Source organism: Allosphingosinicella deserti, from assembly GCF_003012735.1.
GTDB classification, from domain to species: domain Bacteria; phylum Pseudomonadota; class Alphaproteobacteria; order Sphingomonadales; family Sphingomonadaceae; genus Allosphingosinicella; species Allosphingosinicella deserti.
Genome location: NZ_PXYI01000006.1, coordinates 174,909 through 190,757, shown reverse-complemented (window position 1 = coordinate 190,757; position 15,849 = coordinate 174,909). Strand labels below are relative to the sequence as shown.

The 15,849-nt window shown below is 68.0% G+C and carries 17 protein-coding genes; 4 read left to right on the top strand and 13 right to left on the bottom strand.

The genetic code is table 11. From position 1 onward, the window contains the following. The first annotated feature begins 195 nt into the window (after positions 1-195). Positions 196-855, top strand: a complete 660-nt coding sequence (locus tag C7I55_RS18420; protein ID WP_106514488.1) for a hypothetical protein — start codon at positions 196-198, stop codon at positions 853-855. Between the two features lie 12 nt (positions 856-867). Here C7I55_RS18420 and sugE read toward each other — a convergent pair whose 3' ends face one another. Continuing rightward, complete coding sequence (gene sugE / locus C7I55_RS18415) at positions 868-1,185, bottom strand: quaternary ammonium compound efflux SMR transporter SugE (protein WP_106514487.1); 318 nt, start codon at positions 1,183-1,185, stop codon at positions 868-870. A 352-nt stretch (positions 1,186-1,537) separates the two neighbouring features. Continuing rightward, complete coding sequence (locus C7I55_RS18410; protein ID WP_106514486.1) at positions 1,538-2,002, bottom strand: GNAT family N-acetyltransferase; 465 nt, start codon at positions 2,000-2,002, stop codon at positions 1,538-1,540. Positions 2,003-2,177: 175 nt separating this feature from the next. On the opposite strand from C7I55_RS18410, the gene C7I55_RS18405 reads away from it, so the two are divergent. After that, positions 2,178-2,906: a hypothetical protein gene (locus C7I55_RS18405; protein ID WP_146151069.1), complete on the top strand. Its 729-nt coding sequence runs from the start codon at positions 2,178-2,180 to the stop codon at positions 2,904-2,906. Positions 2,907-2,969: 63 nt separating this feature from the next. On the opposite strand, the gene C7I55_RS18400 is transcribed toward C7I55_RS18405, so the two are convergent. Then, positions 2,970-3,584 (bottom strand): glutathione binding-like protein, encoded by a 615-nt coding sequence (locus C7I55_RS18400; protein ID WP_106514484.1) that lies wholly within the window; start codon positions 3,582-3,584, stop codon positions 2,970-2,972. 74 nt (positions 3,585-3,658) lie between these two features. Here C7I55_RS18400 and C7I55_RS18395 point away from each other — a divergent pair, with 74 nt between their 5' ends. Further along, on the top strand, positions 3,659-4,303 hold the full coding sequence (locus C7I55_RS18395) for a TetR/AcrR family transcriptional regulator (protein ID WP_106514483.1): 645 nt from the start codon (positions 3,659-3,661) through the stop codon (positions 4,301-4,303). A gap of 84 nt (positions 4,304-4,387) precedes the next feature. Here the strand turns inward: C7I55_RS18395 and C7I55_RS18390 are convergent, their stop codons facing one another. From C7I55_RS18390 to C7I55_RS18370, 5 genes are all read right to left on the bottom strand, one after another. Further along, positions 4,388-4,834 (bottom strand): hypothetical protein, encoded by a 447-nt coding sequence (locus C7I55_RS18390; RefSeq protein WP_158266488.1) that lies wholly within the window; start codon positions 4,832-4,834, stop codon positions 4,388-4,390. A 76-nt stretch (positions 4,835-4,910) separates the two neighbouring features. Beyond that, complete coding sequence (locus C7I55_RS18385) at positions 4,911-5,444, bottom strand: GDYXXLXY domain-containing protein (protein ID WP_199192905.1); 534 nt, start codon at positions 5,442-5,444, stop codon at positions 4,911-4,913. After that, the gene (locus C7I55_RS18380; protein WP_106514481.1) at positions 5,437-6,513 is read right to left on the bottom strand and encodes a DUF4401 domain-containing protein; all 1,077 of its coding nucleotides are present in this window, start codon (positions 6,511-6,513) and stop codon (positions 5,437-5,439) included. The genes C7I55_RS18385 and C7I55_RS18380 overlap by 8 nt, the downstream gene beginning before the upstream one ends. Then, entirely contained in the window at positions 6,510-7,460 is a 951-nt protein-coding gene (locus tag C7I55_RS18375; protein ID WP_106514480.1) for a DUF2157 domain-containing protein, read from the bottom strand. The genes C7I55_RS18380 and C7I55_RS18375 overlap by 4 nt, the downstream gene beginning before the upstream one ends. A gap of 192 nt (positions 7,461-7,652) precedes the next feature. After that, a complete protein-coding gene (locus C7I55_RS18370) occupies positions 7,653-8,312 on the bottom strand; it encodes a hypothetical protein (protein WP_106514479.1) in 660 nt (219 codons plus the stop codon). Between the two features lie 761 nt (positions 8,313-9,073). Here C7I55_RS18370 and C7I55_RS18365 point away from each other — a divergent pair. Further along, on the top strand, positions 9,074-9,271 hold the full coding sequence (locus tag C7I55_RS18365; RefSeq protein ID WP_106514478.1) for a hypothetical protein: 198 nt from the start codon (positions 9,074-9,076) through the stop codon (positions 9,269-9,271). 145 nt (positions 9,272-9,416) lie between these two features. Here C7I55_RS18365 and C7I55_RS18360 read toward each other — a convergent pair whose 3' ends face one another. The 5 genes from C7I55_RS18360 to C7I55_RS18335 form a co-directional block, all read right to left on the bottom strand. Beyond that, the gene (locus C7I55_RS18360; protein ID WP_106514477.1) at positions 9,417-10,184 is read right to left on the bottom strand and encodes an AAA family ATPase; all 768 of its coding nucleotides are present in this window, start codon (positions 10,182-10,184) and stop codon (positions 9,417-9,419) included. Between the two features lie 95 nt (positions 10,185-10,279). Continuing rightward, positions 10,280-10,618, bottom strand: coding sequence for a hypothetical protein (locus C7I55_RS18355; RefSeq protein ID WP_146151068.1), 339 nt, complete (start codon positions 10,616-10,618; stop codon positions 10,280-10,282). 441 nt (positions 10,619-11,059) lie between these two features. Further along, entirely contained in the window at positions 11,060-11,542 is a 483-nt protein-coding gene (locus C7I55_RS18345) for a GFA family protein (protein ID WP_233222286.1), read from the bottom strand. Positions 11,543-12,068: 526 nt separating this feature from the next. Beyond that, positions 12,069-14,534: a hypothetical protein gene (locus tag C7I55_RS18340; RefSeq protein WP_106514473.1), complete on the bottom strand. Its 2,466-nt coding sequence runs from the start codon at positions 14,532-14,534 to the stop codon at positions 12,069-12,071. A 127-nt stretch (positions 14,535-14,661) separates the two neighbouring features. Continuing rightward, positions 14,662-15,603 carry a helix-turn-helix transcriptional regulator gene (locus tag C7I55_RS18335; RefSeq protein WP_158266487.1) on the bottom strand — a complete coding sequence of 314 codons (942 nt, stop codon included), beginning with the start codon at positions 15,601-15,603 and terminating at the stop codon, positions 14,662-14,664. Positions 15,604-15,849: the final 246 nt, after the last annotated feature.

Sequence of the window (15,849 nt, the reverse complement as noted above, 5' to 3'; positions counted from 1 at the left end):
GTCTCCCTGATCGCCGGCGCTTTCGTTCATCCCGCGGAGAACGGCACCCCGTCTCTTGCGGCCGAATTCGCCGGGAGCTTCGCTCGCCGGGATCTCTGCCGCTGCGGGGCGGACCGTCGGCGTTGAACCGCCGTGCGGGCACGACATACCGCCACCAATGCAGGAACCCGCACAAGGCAGCCTCGTTCATGCCTCATGCGTAATGATTTCCTGGCAGGGCTCGCCGCCCTGACTCTCGCCGGCTGCTCGCAAGATGGCGCCTCCGTCGGCAATCAGCTTTCCAACGATGCTGCGAACGTCCAGACCTCGGACACGCCCGGTGACGCCGCCGCCTCCCGCGAACCCCCTGCGGACGACAGCGGCAACTACGTTGCGGAGGCGAATCTCGCCGCCCTTCCCCCGGTCCAACCCCCGGCGCCCGGCACGCCCGGCGGGCTTCCGGACGATCGCACCCCGGTCTCGGAGGCCTCCTTCGCCGCAACCAGCGCGCAGGGCGCGGCCAACGTCGTACAGACCTATTTCGCCTTGCTCGAAGGCGGCAAATATGGCGATGCGTGGCGGCTCTGGTCGGACGGAGGCAGGGCAAGCGGGATGAGCCGCGAGGCCTTTGCCGCGAGCTTCGGCAAATATTCCGAATATCACGCCCAGATCGGGGCACCGGGCAGCATCGAAGGCGCCGCCGGATCGCTCTACGTCGAGGTTCCGGTGGTGGTTTACGGGCGGCTGAAGAGCGGCGCCGAAGTCCACATGAACGGGCCCGTTACCCTGCGCCGGGTCAACGACGTGGACGGATCCACCGCCGAGCAGCGCAAATGGCACATCGCGTCGAGCGATCTGAAGCCGCGGCCCAAGTGAGGCCGCGGCCGCTCATCCCGCCGAAAGCTTCATCAGCACCAGGCCGGAAATGATCAGCCCGGCGGCGAGGAGCCGCATCGGACTTGCCGCTTCGCCCATCCAGACAATGCCGACGGCGAAGGCGCCGACTGCACCGATACCGGTCCAGACCGTGTAAGCGGTGCCGAGCGGGAGCGACCGCATGGCGAGCGCGAGCAGGCCGAAGCTCGCCAACATCGCCGCGGCGGTCACCAAAGACGGACCAAGCCGGCTGAACCCGTCCGAAAGCTTCATCGCGGAAGCCCAGACGATTTCGAGCAATCCGGCGACGATCAACAGAAACCAGGCCACGACAGCCTCCTTGCAAAGCTGCCGGGCCGTCCCGGACCTGAACCCTATGCGGGGGAGGACGTGGCCTCTCCAAACCAGATAGGGTTGCGGCTCACCCGGGTTCAAGGTGCAGCGACGGCGCCCGTCGGGGATTGCTCATCCTTGATCGTCATGCGCGGCCGCTGCCGTGCAGACAAGAGCGCCGGTCGCTTCCCCCCTCGTGCTAACTCGACCTGAGATACCCGCCTTCGCCGGTATGACGAGCCGGGGGTATGACGAGCCGAGGGTATCGCGGGCCGTTGGTGTACCGGCCTGTCGTAGGGCGGGCCGGGTGTGGAACCCCGAGAGAGAAAGAGAAGAGAGAGATGCCCTCTCAGCTTTTCGGAACGCTGATCGCCATTTCGCGCGAGGAGGCCCAGCCGAGAGAGGTGTAGAGCGGGCGGCCCTGCTCGGTGGCGTGGAGAACGATATATTCGAGCCCGCGCGTTTTCGCCTCCGCCATCGCCGCGTCCATCAGGCGTTTGGCCAAGCCCTGACGACGGTGGCTCGGCTCGACATAGACGTTGAGGATGTAGCCCCTCTTGTCACTGGTCGGGTGCGACGGGTGGGGCGGCCATTCGATCTCCATCATGCCGAGACCTGCCACGACGGAGCCCGCATCCTCGACCAGCCAGCCGAAATAGCGGCCATCGGAGAGCCGCGGCGCAAGCCAGGCCGCGAAGGGCGCCTTGAGTTCGGCGATCACCGCCTCCGGCCGGCCGCTGTCGCGGAACATCGCCTCGCGATGGCGCTGGATGGTTTCGAAATCGGCGGGCCCGAGCGGGCGGATCGGCTGCATGCCCCGCCTTACGAGCGCGGGAGACCGCTAGGCAAGATTGCGCAACGTCGCCGCTCCCGGCACGGCACGGTTGCTCATCGGCTGTCGGTTCGCGACGAAGCGGGTTGCCGTCCCGTTCGCCAGGCGTGACAAGGCATGGCGCCACAGCATTTCTGCGGAGGCGCAGAAGGGGGCCATGTTGGCTGTCATCCAACCGGAACTGGGGACGGAGGGGCTCGGCAACGGCGGACACCGCATCTTGCTCGCGGGCCCTATCGAGGCGCTGGCCTACCCACCCTTGTGCCCCAATTGCGGAGCGCAGGCGACCCACCGGCTACCGGTCGTCAAGGTGTTCATGTTCAACAATCAGAATGACGGGCCCTGGCAGCATCGCATCGCCCGGGCCGATCCCCTGTTCTGCGCGGACTGCGTCCGCCGGCATCGCAGCGAACATCAGCCGATCACGGCGGCCGAACGGCTGAAGAGCATCGTCTTTTCCGAACTCGCCTTTCCCGGATTTCTGACCGCCGCCTTCGCCCTGTTCCTGATCAAGGAGGGAATCGCCGATGCTTTGCGCGATCCCGGGCGCGGCGGCCCGCTCTTCGCCTTCGCGGCGATCCTCGCGCTCGTTTCGCTGCTGTGCTTTCGCGCCGCCGCGGCAAGGACGGCGCACCGCCGCATCCCTGCCCTTTCCAGCGTCCAGCGTGCGTTCGATTTCGGCGATGACGGCACCACCGCCTTCACCACGATCCAGCGCAGCTACGTCATTCGCAACCCGGACAGCGCCGAAGCATTCGAGCGTCTCAACGCAGGCCGGAGCGAGGCCCTCACCGGCCCGGAAGGGAAGGCTCGCGACAACCGCCGCACGTGGCTGTTCGGCCTGGCTCTTGGCGGCTTCGTCCTGATCTACTGGCTCGTCCAGTAAGCGGCACCTGGTCGTCCGGTGCGCCGCTCCCCGGGGCCCACGCGGGATGCGGCGCAGGCGAGGTCACGCCGCCTGTCTGTAGAGGTCCATCTCCTCCGCCATCGCCCGAGCGACGCTCGGCCGTGCGGCAAGCCGGTCGCGATAGGCCGCGACGTCCGGCCATTGGGCAAGATCGATCTTCACGTAGGGCGCCCAGTTGAGCACGGCGGCGAGATAGGCGTCGGCGACGCTGAACGTGCCGAGCAGATAGTCCCGCGACGACAGCTCCGCGTTCAGATAGTCGAAGCGCTCGGCGGCAAGGGCGCGGGCATAGTCGCGGGCGCCATCGTTCGAGTTCCGGCCGAGCAAGGGCGCGAACACTGCCTTGTGGAGTTCGGTGGCAATGAAGCTCAGCCATTGCTGGAGACGGTAGCGCTCCGGACCGGCGGCTGGCGCAAGCTTCGCCTTGGGGAAGCAATCGGCGATATACTGGAGCACCGCGGCATTTTCGCTCAGCACCTCCCCGTCGACGGTGCGGATCGCCGGCACCAATCCCTTGGGATTGATCTGGCGATAGTCGCGTCCCTGCGTCGTCTTGGTTGCGGCGTCGACGAGGTGGTAGCCTGCTTCGGCGCCGGCCTCGTAGAGGGCGATGCGCGCACCGAGCGAGCATGCCAGCGGGGAGAAATAGAGATCCATCGCATGTTCCTTCCGCCTTGTTGATTTTCATACAATCCGGTACAAAATAGATCACGTCAAGGATTCTTTGCGAAATGGTACAGAATGAGCCGCCGCGCCGTCGCGGGCGTCCGCCGGCCTTCGATCGTGACGAGGTGCTCCTGAAAGCGCGCGACGCATTCTGGCGCAGCGGCTATGCTGCGACGTCGCTCGACGATCTCGCCGCAGCGACAGGGCTCAACCGTCCCAGCCTCTACGGCGCATTCGGGGACAAGCGCACGCTCTACCTCGCGACGCTGGAGCGGACCCGGGCCGATATGATCGGTGCGCTGGAGCGCGCCCTCGCGGCGCCCGGCCCGCTCCGCCCGCTGTTGGCGCGGCTCTATGCGGCCACCGTGCAGCTCTATCTGCGGGGCGATCCGGTCGGCCGCGGCTGCTTCCTGGTCGGCACCGCTGTGACCGAGGCGGCGGTGGAGAACGAGGTGCGGGCGGTGCTGACGCTCTCCTTTGAGCAGCTGGACGGCGCGTTCGAAGCCAAGTTCAGGACGGCAACGCGCGAGCTCCCGCCCGGCACCGACCCCGTCGTGCACGCCAAGCTCGCCACCGGCATGCTCCACACCCTCGCGGTCCGTGCCCGCGGCGGCGCAAGCGAAGCGGAGCTGCAGGCGGTCGCCGACGCGGCGGTGGGGATGATCTGCGGACCAGAGGCTACCGGCGCTAAGAACCAGCATGATCTGTGATCAAGCTGCTCCAGCCTGATCCGGGCATGCAGTCGAAAACACCTTATGCTGTTCGTTGCCCCGACGACAGCGAGGACTGCGCGATCAGCTGAAACGTCCGGCGAGTTCGGACGCACGATCCCGCTCACCCCGGCGCCGGTCCGGGCGCGCGATCTGCCAGAACACGGCACCAGCTGTAAGCCCCCCGAGGCCGAACAGCGCCAAGAGGTACACGGCTCCATACAATGCAAGCTCGCCCCGAACGGCGGTCAAGCCGAGCATGATGGCGACAGGCGCAGCCGCTGCGGCCGAACCCACGACGGCATAGAGACGCAGGCTGGGCGAGAAGCGTCTGCGCAGCAACAGCGCCAATGGAAGGCCCAGCACGATCTCGAACGCATAGAACAACAGACTGATGGCCACGAACATGGATGCTGGGTTCTCGAAAACACCCTGGCCAGGCTTGGGCCAGAAGCCGACGACAAGCGCCTGCACGAGCGCGGCCGGGAACGGCGCAACAAGGAATGCAACGACCATCCGCATCAGAGACACTGGCCTTCCATGGTGTGAATGCACTCAACCAGACACCGAAGAACATTCGGTGTGCTTCTTTGAAGTGCCCTTCGACTCAACGGGATCTGCCCAGCCGCACGCCCCGTGCGTCCCGCAGGCCGGTGAGGATCGCCTCACCGTCGTCGCCGACCCGGAACTCGCCATAGGCCGCTTTCTCATAAGCCGCGGCCTGCCCTTCCTCGAAGAAATAGGCGTTGGTGCCGAAATGGGGCTGTCCGCCCCGCATCCGGTAGCGAAGCGCGACTTCGCCCGGGGCGAGCGGCGCTCCGTCGCCGATGCGGCGGAAGCGGCCGACGCCGTGCCCATCCACCGCAACGACGATATGGCCGTCGCCGCGACGCTGGTCGTTTGCGAAGCGCCGGCGCGCGGGAAAGGCCTGGTCCGCGGCCTCGAAGTTCAGCCGCATATAATCGCCCTGCAGCAGCGAGCGCGGATCGACGGGGCTGAGCTTCAGCAGGATGATGCGCCCGTGGGTGACCAATTGCTCGCGCTGGAAGATGCCGAAATTGACGAACGCGAGCATGAGGAGGCCGGCGAGCAAGACGATCGCCTTGCGCACCGCAGGGCTCAGCCGCATCGACTCAGACATGGACCGTCTCCCCGGTGCCGGATGCGGCGACGCCGCGCCGCAGGAGGACATGCGCGGCGAGCAGGCACAGGCCGGTGATCGCAAGCAGCCCCGATTTCTCGAGCAGGGTGAGGTGCAGGCTGTAGTAGAAATGGGCGACGAAGCCGAGCAGGCTGAGGATGCCGACCGCCAGCAGGATTCGGTTGCCGGCGGCGAAGCCAAGCAGCAGGATCAGCAGCGCGGAGCCAAGTCCGGGTGCGCCAAGCGCGAGCAGTCCGAAGAGCAAGGCGGCTCCGCCGGCGACGAGCGCCACCCGGCTGGTCGGCGCGAACCCTTCCCGCTTCGTCTCGGCGATCGCGACCCAGACGAGCAAGGCGGCGATCGCGCAGCGTCCGATCAGCGGGCCGTGCAGCCGGATCCAGCCCGGCGCATGGTCGGCGAGGCCAAACCAGCGCGCTGCGCCCACCAGGCGGAAGGTCTCGATCAGCAGCAGGCCGAGCACCAGCCCGTAGCCGATCGGCCGCCAGAGGCGACCCTTCGCGGCCCAGCGCCGGGGCTCCAGCCAGATCCAGGCGAGCCCCGCGGCGAGCAGAGGCGCGGAGAGACCCGGCAGGCCGAGCTGGTTGATCCCGAGCGCAAGCGCGATCGCGGCTCCGCTGGCGGCCAGCACCCGGTGGATGAAGTTGGGCACCGCCACGGCGAGCACCACCTGCAGCGCGGCGACCAGGAAGTAGAACGGGCCTTGCTCCGGCTCCAGATAATCGGCGAGGCCGATGATCATCAGGATCTGGCCGGCAAGGCTGACGGCAAGGCCGAATTGCTCGGCGAAATCGTTGCCGTCGAAGCCGCGGAACAGCGCGAAGGCGCCGGCGCAGCAGGCGGCGCCCGCGCCGACCGCAAAGGCCGGGCTCTTCATGATGAATTCGAAGGCGGCGCCGACGAACAGGATCAGGAAGAAGGCGCCGATCCAGCCGGCGATGCCGAGCATCACCCGCACGAACCAGGGCGAGGCCGGGCGGTCCGCGACCGGAATCTCCCCTTCGACGAGGCCTTCGGCACGCAGCCGGCCCCAGAGGTCCGCAGCGTTCATGCCCGTTGCTCCCGCGCGACCGATTTAAGCCAGATCGCTCCGCCGGCCGACATGCCGATCACGACCAGGCCGACGAACAGGAACCCGCCGGCACTGTCATTGTCGAGCAGATGCTCGCCGAGGAAAACCGTGATCGCCACCACCAGGCTGAGCACGCCGCCCGCGAGCATGAACAGATCGGGCCGGACATAGCGGTACCACCCGTAGAGCGACGCGAGCCAGACCGCGTAGCCGATCGCCCCCACTCCCCGTGCGGGATCGGAGTCGACGATCGCCCAGATCGCCAGCGCCGTCGCCATGACCCCACCGGCGACCGCTGCCAGCCGCGGCGGCCAATCGTCCTGCAACCAGGAGATCCCCGCGCGGTGCGCCGCTTCCCAGGCGACGAGCGCGACGCTGTTGAGCGCGAACAGCCCCCACAAAACCTGCTCCTCGTCCCAGGACAAAGTGCAGTAAAAGAAGGTGGCGAGGTTCAGCAGAGCGAGCCAGAACAGCCACAACGGGCTGAAGCGGCCGGCCAGCACCCAGGGCAAAATCAGCACGGCCCACCAGGCGAACAATTCGTAGGTGTCGGCGCCCGTCTGATAGATCTGGCCGGTGAGGGCCAGCAGCGCCCCGGTGAGCAATGCGAGAAGCAGCAGCACGGCCTTGCCGACGCTGCCGTCCAGGTCGACGCGCCAGGCTGCGATCAGAGCCGCGACGATCGCCCCCTCGACCAAGCCGAACTTGGCGAAACGCCCGAGATCGTCCCAGTTGAAGGCGAAGAAGAAGATGACCGCCGCTGCGAGTGCGATCGTTCCGAGCCACAGCGTCAGCTGACCGAGAAAGCCCCGCCATTCGGCCGGCGTCGGAAGCATGCCGGCGACGCGGAGCACCTCGCCTTCACGCCCCGCAACGACGCGGCCGGAGTCCAGCCATTCGAACACATCATCGCGCGATCGGCGCATTCTTCCCCCGGAGCGGCCTCGTTTCGGGCACGGTAACAGCCTTCCGGGCACTGCGGCAATTCCCGCAGGCACGCTTGCCGGCAAGGGAGACGCCGGAAGATGCGGGACGGATCAACGGCTGCGGGGTTACTCGCTTCGCGTCCGCCAGCCGCCGCGGCCTGCGACGGGCTCGCTTAGCCCGCCGCCCGCGCATCAGCAGCGCCAGGACCAGCCGTCCCACCAGAAGCTGCGGCAGGGATTGCGCCAGGTCGCGCCGGTCCCGGCCTGTGGCGGCGCTTCGGTGCGCGTGCTCGCCTCCGCCGACGCCCAGCCGTCGCCGATGCCGATCCCATCGGCATAGGCTCCGCCACCAATATCCCAGCGCCCGCGACCCTCCCGGCCGCGGCCATGTTCCGCCCCACGAGGGCGGTCGCCGCGGTCGCTGCCCTGCCAATCGCGATGCGATCCGCCATTCCATCCTCCGCGGTCGGCGTTCCCATAGCGGGCACCGCCGGGGGAGCCGCCCCAGCGGCCCGTGCGATCGGCCCAGTCGCCGCCGACCGGAATGCCGTTGCCGCCGACCGGGAGTCCGTTGCCGCCGAGCGGAAGGCCGTTCCCGCGTGGACCGGGGCGCCAGTCGGTCCCGCTCCAGCCGCCATGCGGGCTGCCGCCGCGCCATCTGCCTTGCACTCGGTCCACCAGCCCCGTTCGTCCGGGGCCGGGTCCATGGCCGATCCCGGGGGCAGGTCCCCGCCCCACAGCAGCGCCAACCCCGCCGCTGACGCCGCGCAACCCTCGGGCCTGCGCCTCCACCTGCTCGACGGTCGCGAGCGCGAGACACAGGATTGCGGACCCGAGCAAGACCTTGCGCATCTTCCTTCTCCTTGATCGGCGGACGTGCTGCCGCAGGCGAAACGACCCGACCGCGCCGGACGTTGCATCGGGCATGCGGGCGCGGCGGGCTGTTGCGCGACTCCTGGAGTTCGACGGCTACCCCATCCGACGCTGCGTCACCGGTTGCGCTTGAACGCTGTGTCTGGAGAGGACCCGGGCGGGCGTCTCCCGCTATGCGTTCGTCTGCACGGTAGTACAGCCGGGGGTTTGGAGTGCTGCCGTGCAGCGAAGACACCTGTATCGGGCCTGTTAAACAGGTGACGCAGCGCAGCATCTGAGCGCCCGGCGCCCTGCACGTGCGTCACGGCTGCCGGGCGCGCGATCCAGAGCTTCACATGTCAAAGAGCAAAGCGACGCAACGACACGGCACAAGCTTCTAGGTGGCGGCCAGGAAAGAGCGGCGGAACGTAGCATGAACACACAGGAAAGTCCATCGGAGATGCGGCACGATCGGGTCGTTCCCGGTGATGGCGAAGCAGCTTGCTGGGGCCGAATGCCCGTCCGCGGCGTGGCGGACGGCCGGGATCATCGGCTGGCAGCACCCGAAGCGCCGGAACCTTCCCGAGGCCGATGCCGTTCAGGATGTGCGGGCCGGGCCCCTCTGGCGATCCTTCGGATCGCGATGTCGGACCGCATCGGGCTCGCTCGGTGCAGGTCGCTCCTTGCGCACCGCACCTCCTGCGAACCCAATGTTTCCACCAAGGCGCGTCGAACGGCGCGCGGCGTACAAGGGATGCACGATGCACGACGACCTTCAGGACGACACGCTCACCAAGCTGCAGGACGAGAGATCGCGGCTTGAGGAGCGGCTTCGTTTGCTCGAGGCGGAAGAAGAGTCCGACCGCGGCGACGGGCCGCTCACCGAGACGCCCGAGACCGTTCGCGACCAGCTCGACCAGGTGAACCGGCTGATCGCGGAGCACGCGCAGGAGGGGTGATCCTTCGAGGCCGCAAGATCGATCGAAAAGGCGCGTTGTCGAAACGCAAAGGAGAGCTGGGATGTCGGCCGCCAACACCCCGGATCCTTTGCGCTACGGCGTTCGCTCCGGGCATGCTCGACGCAATCGATCCCCAGAATCCGGATCACGCGTCGAGCATTGTCTCGACCGTGCTTCGCCAATCGAGGATGAATTCCCGCATCAGCCGGTAATGATCGGTCTCCTCGAACGCGACCGGCTCGAGCCCGTATTTGCCGAGACGGAGCAGGCGCGCATCGGGCAGCGCCATCAGGATCGGCGCGTGGGTGGCCATGATCACCTGGGTCTTGCCGTTGCGATCGATGCGCCGGAGCAGCTTCAGGAACTCGAACTGCCGGGTCAGCGACAGCGCCGACTCGGGCTCGTCGAACAGGAAGATGCCGGGGCGCTCGCACCGTTCCTCGAAGAAGCGCATGAAGCCTTCGCCGTGGGAATGGGAGAGATAATCGGGTGGTGCGCTGAGGGCGTCCCTCGCCGCATCGTCGAGGTAGCGGGCGACCGAGAAGAAGCTCTCCGCCTTGAAGAACCAGCCCTGCCCCACCTTGGGCAGCCAGCTCGCCTTCAGCGCGGCGGCAAGATCGCCGCCGCCTCGCGCGACCGCACCCTCATTGTCGATGGTGCGGTAGCCCGGCCCGCCGCCGCCCTCGTCGAAGCCGGCGACCACGGCGATGCCTTCGAGCAGGGTCGATTTGCCGGTGCCGTTCTCACCGACGATGATCGTCACCGGCCGATCGAAGGCGAGTTCAAAGCCGCGGTCGCGGAACAGCGGCAGGCAGAATGGGTAGACAGCGCGATCGGGCACCGCATCGTCGTCGAGCCACACCCGCTTGAGGTAGGGCGGAGGCAGGTTCGTGTGGGGTCGTCCGCGGGCCATAGCGTCCAATGCGCTCCTTTGGTGCGAGCGTAAGCGGCGATGGCGGAAAGCGAAACACGCTTTTCCGAGCAAGGCCGGGCAGCAGTTGCTCGGGACTATTGTGTTGCTCCGAGGATCGTTGCCAGTCGCGCGGACGCTTCGGGCGCGTCTTCCCAGAAGGGCGACAGCTGTTTTGGGTAGCGCGATTTTAGATCGGCAAGGACTGCAGACGCCTCGGGCCGCTGCAATTGCTCGAGCCAGGGCGCAAGATCGAAGCCTGCCCGCGCTGCGCCGCAGAGCACGCTTTCGGCATCCTGACCGATCCAGCCCTCGGCGGCGGCTTCCAGGTCCTGCGCGAGCGCCGCATGAGACCAGGCATCCACGAACGCCTCGATCACCCCCCGCTCGCCGGTGGACCATGAATGCCAATTGGCCATGCCGATCTTGGCCAGCACGATCTCGGGATCGTTAGCGTTTCCGGGATCGTCGACCGATATCTCGAGAATGCGCGGCAGCAGGTATCGAAAGTCCTCCTCGCTCCCCACCGTGAAGAAGACGCCCGAGACGTAGGGCCACAGTTACTGACCGCTTAGCGACGGCAACGGCTTGCTGAGCAAGACATCCACGTCGCGCCCTGCGATGCAGCATGGACATCCATCGATGCGCGCGGGGGCACGTCGTGCGAACACGCGGTACACCGCGTCCACCGCGCCGCGAAGGCGCGCGTCCGCGTCAGCGAGAGAACGGATGGTCATGCTCTCGATCATGGCCGCGGCAGCCGGCTGCCGCAACGTTCCACTGCCGCCCCATTCTTCGTGGACGGCGCGGAGCGGGTCTCCCTCTCAACTCTCAGCCTTCAAGGAACTAACGCGGCCGGTCCTGCGACCGCGGGCAGATCACAGGACGCCGGCGCCGGGCGGCGCGGACGGCGTGCTGAATTGGGCATGTTGCGGCAGATCGGGGTTGGGCGCGACGAAGGAGAGACGCTCCTCGATCCAGATTTCCTTGTCGGGCGGGAAGGCTTCCGGATCGTCGAGCGAGGCGGTGGTGACGTCGAACAGGCCCGGGCGATTGGCGCGGCGATAGCTGAGCGACGTACCGCAGCGCGCGCAGAAACCGCGCTCGACGCCGGGCGAGCTCTCGTAGACGGCGAGCGTGCCGGAGGTGATCTCGACATCGTCTTCGCCGAAGATCGCCCAGGCCAGCGACGGGCCGCCGGTGGCGCGGCGGCAGGACTCGCAATGGCAGAGCGAGGTTGCGCGCAGCGGACCGGTAATCCGGTAGCGCACGGCGCCGCACAGGCATCCTCCGGTGGCCATGTCGATCGTCTCCTGGTTCGCGGCGGACCAGCGTACACCGGGGGAGCGGGGAAGCGCCACCGTCCGATACGTCCTCTCTCCTGCCGGGCCGGGGCCACCAGTTAATACTGGTCAAATAATGGTCCGAGCAGCTCCGGCGGAGGCGTAACGTGCGCGCGCCCTCGGGACCAACGAAGTTGTTACGGTTCCGTAATGGATTGCCGCACATTTGGTGCGGCGACGGTTCACTCGGCTGAGGAGAGCCGAAGGGAAGAGATGAAGACGTTCGTTGCTGCAGCCTCCGGACCGTGGCGGCGGCGCAGGTTTCGCGGCCGGTGCCGACCTATGACAGCGCCCTCAGGATGCGTGACGACCGCCTGGCGTTCGCGCGGGAGCACAAGCTCGCGGTTGCGATCGCCGTTCACGGCGAGGCGGGACGGCGGCTGACCTTCGCGCGCATGGACGACGGGTCGACCGCGGTGTCCGCCTCCCCTCATGGAGGAGCCGGTCGGCGCGACATACCGCCGAGGCCGCTCGCTGGTACGTTATCCGGGTCACCGTGCGAGGCGAGCAGCCCCCCGCACGGTGAGCTTCGTATCGCCTGCCTTCAGAACTCTCCCGCGATGCCGGCGCGGAACGCGTTGTTCTTGTGCCCGGCGAACGAGAATCCAATTCCGATGCCGACCGGAGAGTCACCATCGAGGCGGTGCATGATCGAGCCGCCCAGCGCCTGCTCGCCGCGGAAGGTCGATACGTTCAGCACGTAGCTCGTCCGCCCCGCCGCAGAGGGCATGGGTGCCTGCCCCATGGCCACCGCGGCTGCGATCCCTTCCTGCATGTCGCGGCGATCGAGCGCCCGCAGATCGAACAGAGTATCGACGCGCCCGCTGAGTGCAGCCTGCCCGGCCTGGAGCGCATTGATCGCCATGGCCTGGCTTGCCGAGCCGAGCTGCAGGGCGGTGATCTGGGTTGCCTGGCTGGTGTTGACCGCCTCGACGGCTGCGATCTGCCCGCTCTGGCTGGTGTTGACGGTCTGGATCGCCGCAATCTGACTTGCCTGCGTCGCCTGCCCCGCCTGCAAGGCACCGACCGCCGGGAAGAGCGTGGTATCGCGCCCCAGCGTGCCCGACGCATCCACCGTTGCCACCCCGAGGGTACCGGCCTGCGCCGCGCTGCTCGCCGCGATGTCGCCGACGCGAACCGAACTGCCGGTGCCGCCGAGCGCCACCTGTCGAACGGCGGTGGTGGTGGCGCCGGCGCCAAGCGCCACGGAGCCATCTTGTGCCGCGATCGCGTTCGTGCCGAGCGCAACCGCGTTCACGCCCTCTGCTCGGCTGTCGAGACCCAGCGCAACCGCGCCGTCCGCGGACGCCGCGGCCAGCCGGCCGATCGCGGTGCTCCCCACGCCGAGCGCGCCGCTGCCGCTGCCGAGAGCGGTCGCCTGCTCGCCCGCCGCACTGCTGTTGGCGCCGAGCGCGGTGCCGAGCGCACCTGCCGCCTCGCTCTGGGCGCCCAAAGCGACGGCCTGCACCCCATTGGCCTTAGCAAACCAGCCCAAGGCCGTGGCTTCCGCGGCGCCTCCGGTCGAACCGGCGCCGAGCGCGAGCGAGGAGGCGCCTGTTGCTGCGCTCTGTTGGCCCATCGCCACCGAGAAGTTCCCGCTGGCGCCCGCATTGTAGCCGATCCCGACGCTGCCGGACGCGACGGCGACGGACTGGGTTCCGAGCGCCGTCGACTGCTCGCCGGTCGCCAGAGCCTCGCGGCCCAGCGCGACCGCAGCAGTCCCCTCCGATCGGCTCTCCATGCCGATGGCAAGCGCGTTGACGCCGTCGGCGCGCGCTCTGGCGCCGAACGCACTGCTGCCGTCGGCGCCTGCACTCGCCAGGGCCCCGAGAGCAACCGATTCTTCGCCCAATCCCTGAGCCAGGACTCCGATCCCGATGCTCGATAAACCGTACCCGCCGCTCTGCGTGCCTATGGCGATGCTGAGATCGGCCGTCGCTTGCGCAAATGTGGATATGGCGACGCTTCCTTCTCCCACGGAAAAAGCAGAATTGCCGTAGGCAACGGCGCTGCTGTTCAACGCCCGGCTCGACTGGCCCGTAGCGATGCTGTTCGCGCCCGAAGCTTGCGCATCGGCCCCGCTCGCGATCGCGCCCGCGCCGGTCGCGCTTGCCTGTACGCCCATGGCGAGGCTGCTCGATCCCGATGCGGCCGCGTTGATACCGAAGGCGCTCGACGAACCTCCAGACGCCGACGCGGCACGACCCGTGGCAGTGCCGCCGACGCCCGTCGCCTGCGCCCCGGCGCCGAGAGCCGTCGCGTCGGGCTGCGAAGCCGCGGAGAAGGCTCCGAAAGCGGAGGACTGGTCGCCGGCGGCGCCGGCCTCGAAGCCGACGGCCATCGAGCGCACGCCGGACGAGGTCGCCAGATAGCCGACTGCAATCGCGCCGGTGTCGTTGGCCGCGGCGCTGCGCCCGATGCCGATCGCGTAATCGGCGGCGGCTTCGGTGGATCGACCGATGGCGATCGCCCCCTCGCCGCTTGCCGTGGAGAGCATCGCCACGGCGACGCTGTCGAGACCGGTTGCGGCAGCGTTGCTGCCGAAGGCACTCGAGAACACGCCCGATCCCACCGCGTCGTTGCCGACGGCGCTGCTGCCGTCACCCGCAGCCTGACTGCCGGTGCCCAACGCGGTAGCAGTGTCGCCGCTTGCTTCGCTGAATGCGCCCAGAGCAGTGGCCTGGCCACCCGACGCAGCGCTGTCCAGGCCGATGGCCGTGGCGCTCGGGCCATTGGCGATTGCGCCCTGGCCGCCGGCGAACGCCGAGGGCGCAGAGGCGACCGCGCCGTTGCCGGTGGCGGTGCTGCCATCGCCGGTCGCCTGGCTTCCCGCCCCCACTGCGGTTGCCTCGACGGCGGCGCCGGTCGTCGAATTGGCGCCGCATTCCGTGCTCCCGGCACCGGCACCCGCGTTGCACGGCGGTGTCGGGTCCGCAGCCGCGGCAACCGCCCAGGAAAGCGCGGTGATCGAGGCAGCGGCGGTGAGCGCCACGCGCGTGGTCTTGGTCATGATTGGATCCCCTTCGTCGCGCGGCGCTGATCACCTGCGCAATCCGGAGACCGCATAGGGCCGTTCCAGCCCTAGCGATGTGGCACCAGCGGCACTGGATGGTGCACGGGCGGAACAGGGCAGACGATTATCCCCGGCGAAACTCCGAAGGGCTCACCCCGAAGCGCCCCTTGAACCGGCGGTAGAAGGTGGATGGCTCGAAGAAGCCGAACTCCGCCGCGATGTCGGCGATCGGCAGGACGGCTTGGGACGGCTGCAGAAGTCGGCTTCGGATCGCATCGAGCCGGCGATCGGATACATAATCGGAAAAGGTGGTCTCCTCATCCGCGAGGAGGCTTCGAACATAGCGTTCGCTGATCCCCAGGGCCTGTGCGGCACTTCGCGCGCAAAGCATCGGGCGGTGAAGATTGGCCGCGATATGGCGCTGAAGGGCGAGCAGCCGCGCCGCCCGTACGCCACCTTCCCTGGCTGCCTGCCGTGCATCCGGCGAGGCCCCCAGCGCGAGTGCGACGAGATCCGCGATGTGCTCGGCGATCCTGGGCGCCATCGCTTCCGTGATCGGCCGGCGTGCGATGCACCATTGATAATCGAACAGCAAAGCGGCTTCGGGGCTGCGGCGCTCGATGCAATCCGGCGCGACGTCTTCGAGGCCTGGCACCCGCTCCAGGAGCAGGCGCCGTTCGATCTGGATGTTCGTTTTCCAGGATCCGTCCAGCGTTGCGGCGCTCCAGGGACGGTCGACCGGGATGATGCACGCGGCGCCGGGCGCGATTTCCACATCGCTGCGACCGCGCTGGCGGAAGGCATAGCCACCCGCAGCCCAGGTGATGCAGATGTCGTCATTGCCGTCGGCGGTCAGGTCCGGGCGGCGATCCCACCTCAGCGGCGTCGTGGTTGCCGCGATCATCATGACCTGCGGCAGGATCAGTGTCGAAATGTCGAGATCGAGCGGCACGTCGATCGGCGCGATATCGACGCCGATGCCGATCCGTCCGTAAAATTCCCGGATCAGTTCGTCTCGCCGATGTTCGGGAAGGTCGCGGGTCGCGAACCGTCTCGTCGGAGCCAAGGCTGCGTCAGCACGCGCCGGCGCTGGTCCTGTCGCTTCTCTGCCTGCCGTCGCCATTATGTGCCCCCTCCCACCATTCTGGCACAAGCGTCGCGCAACGCAATCGCATGAGTATCCCGGCGCGACCGCCCAACTGCTTGCCCGAGATCTGGTGATGCCAAAGCAGTCCGAATGCAGCAGCGATCTGGCTGCGCGACGCACAAGCGCTTGCCCGAAGCGCCCGCAGGGCATTTACTCGCCGCTCCG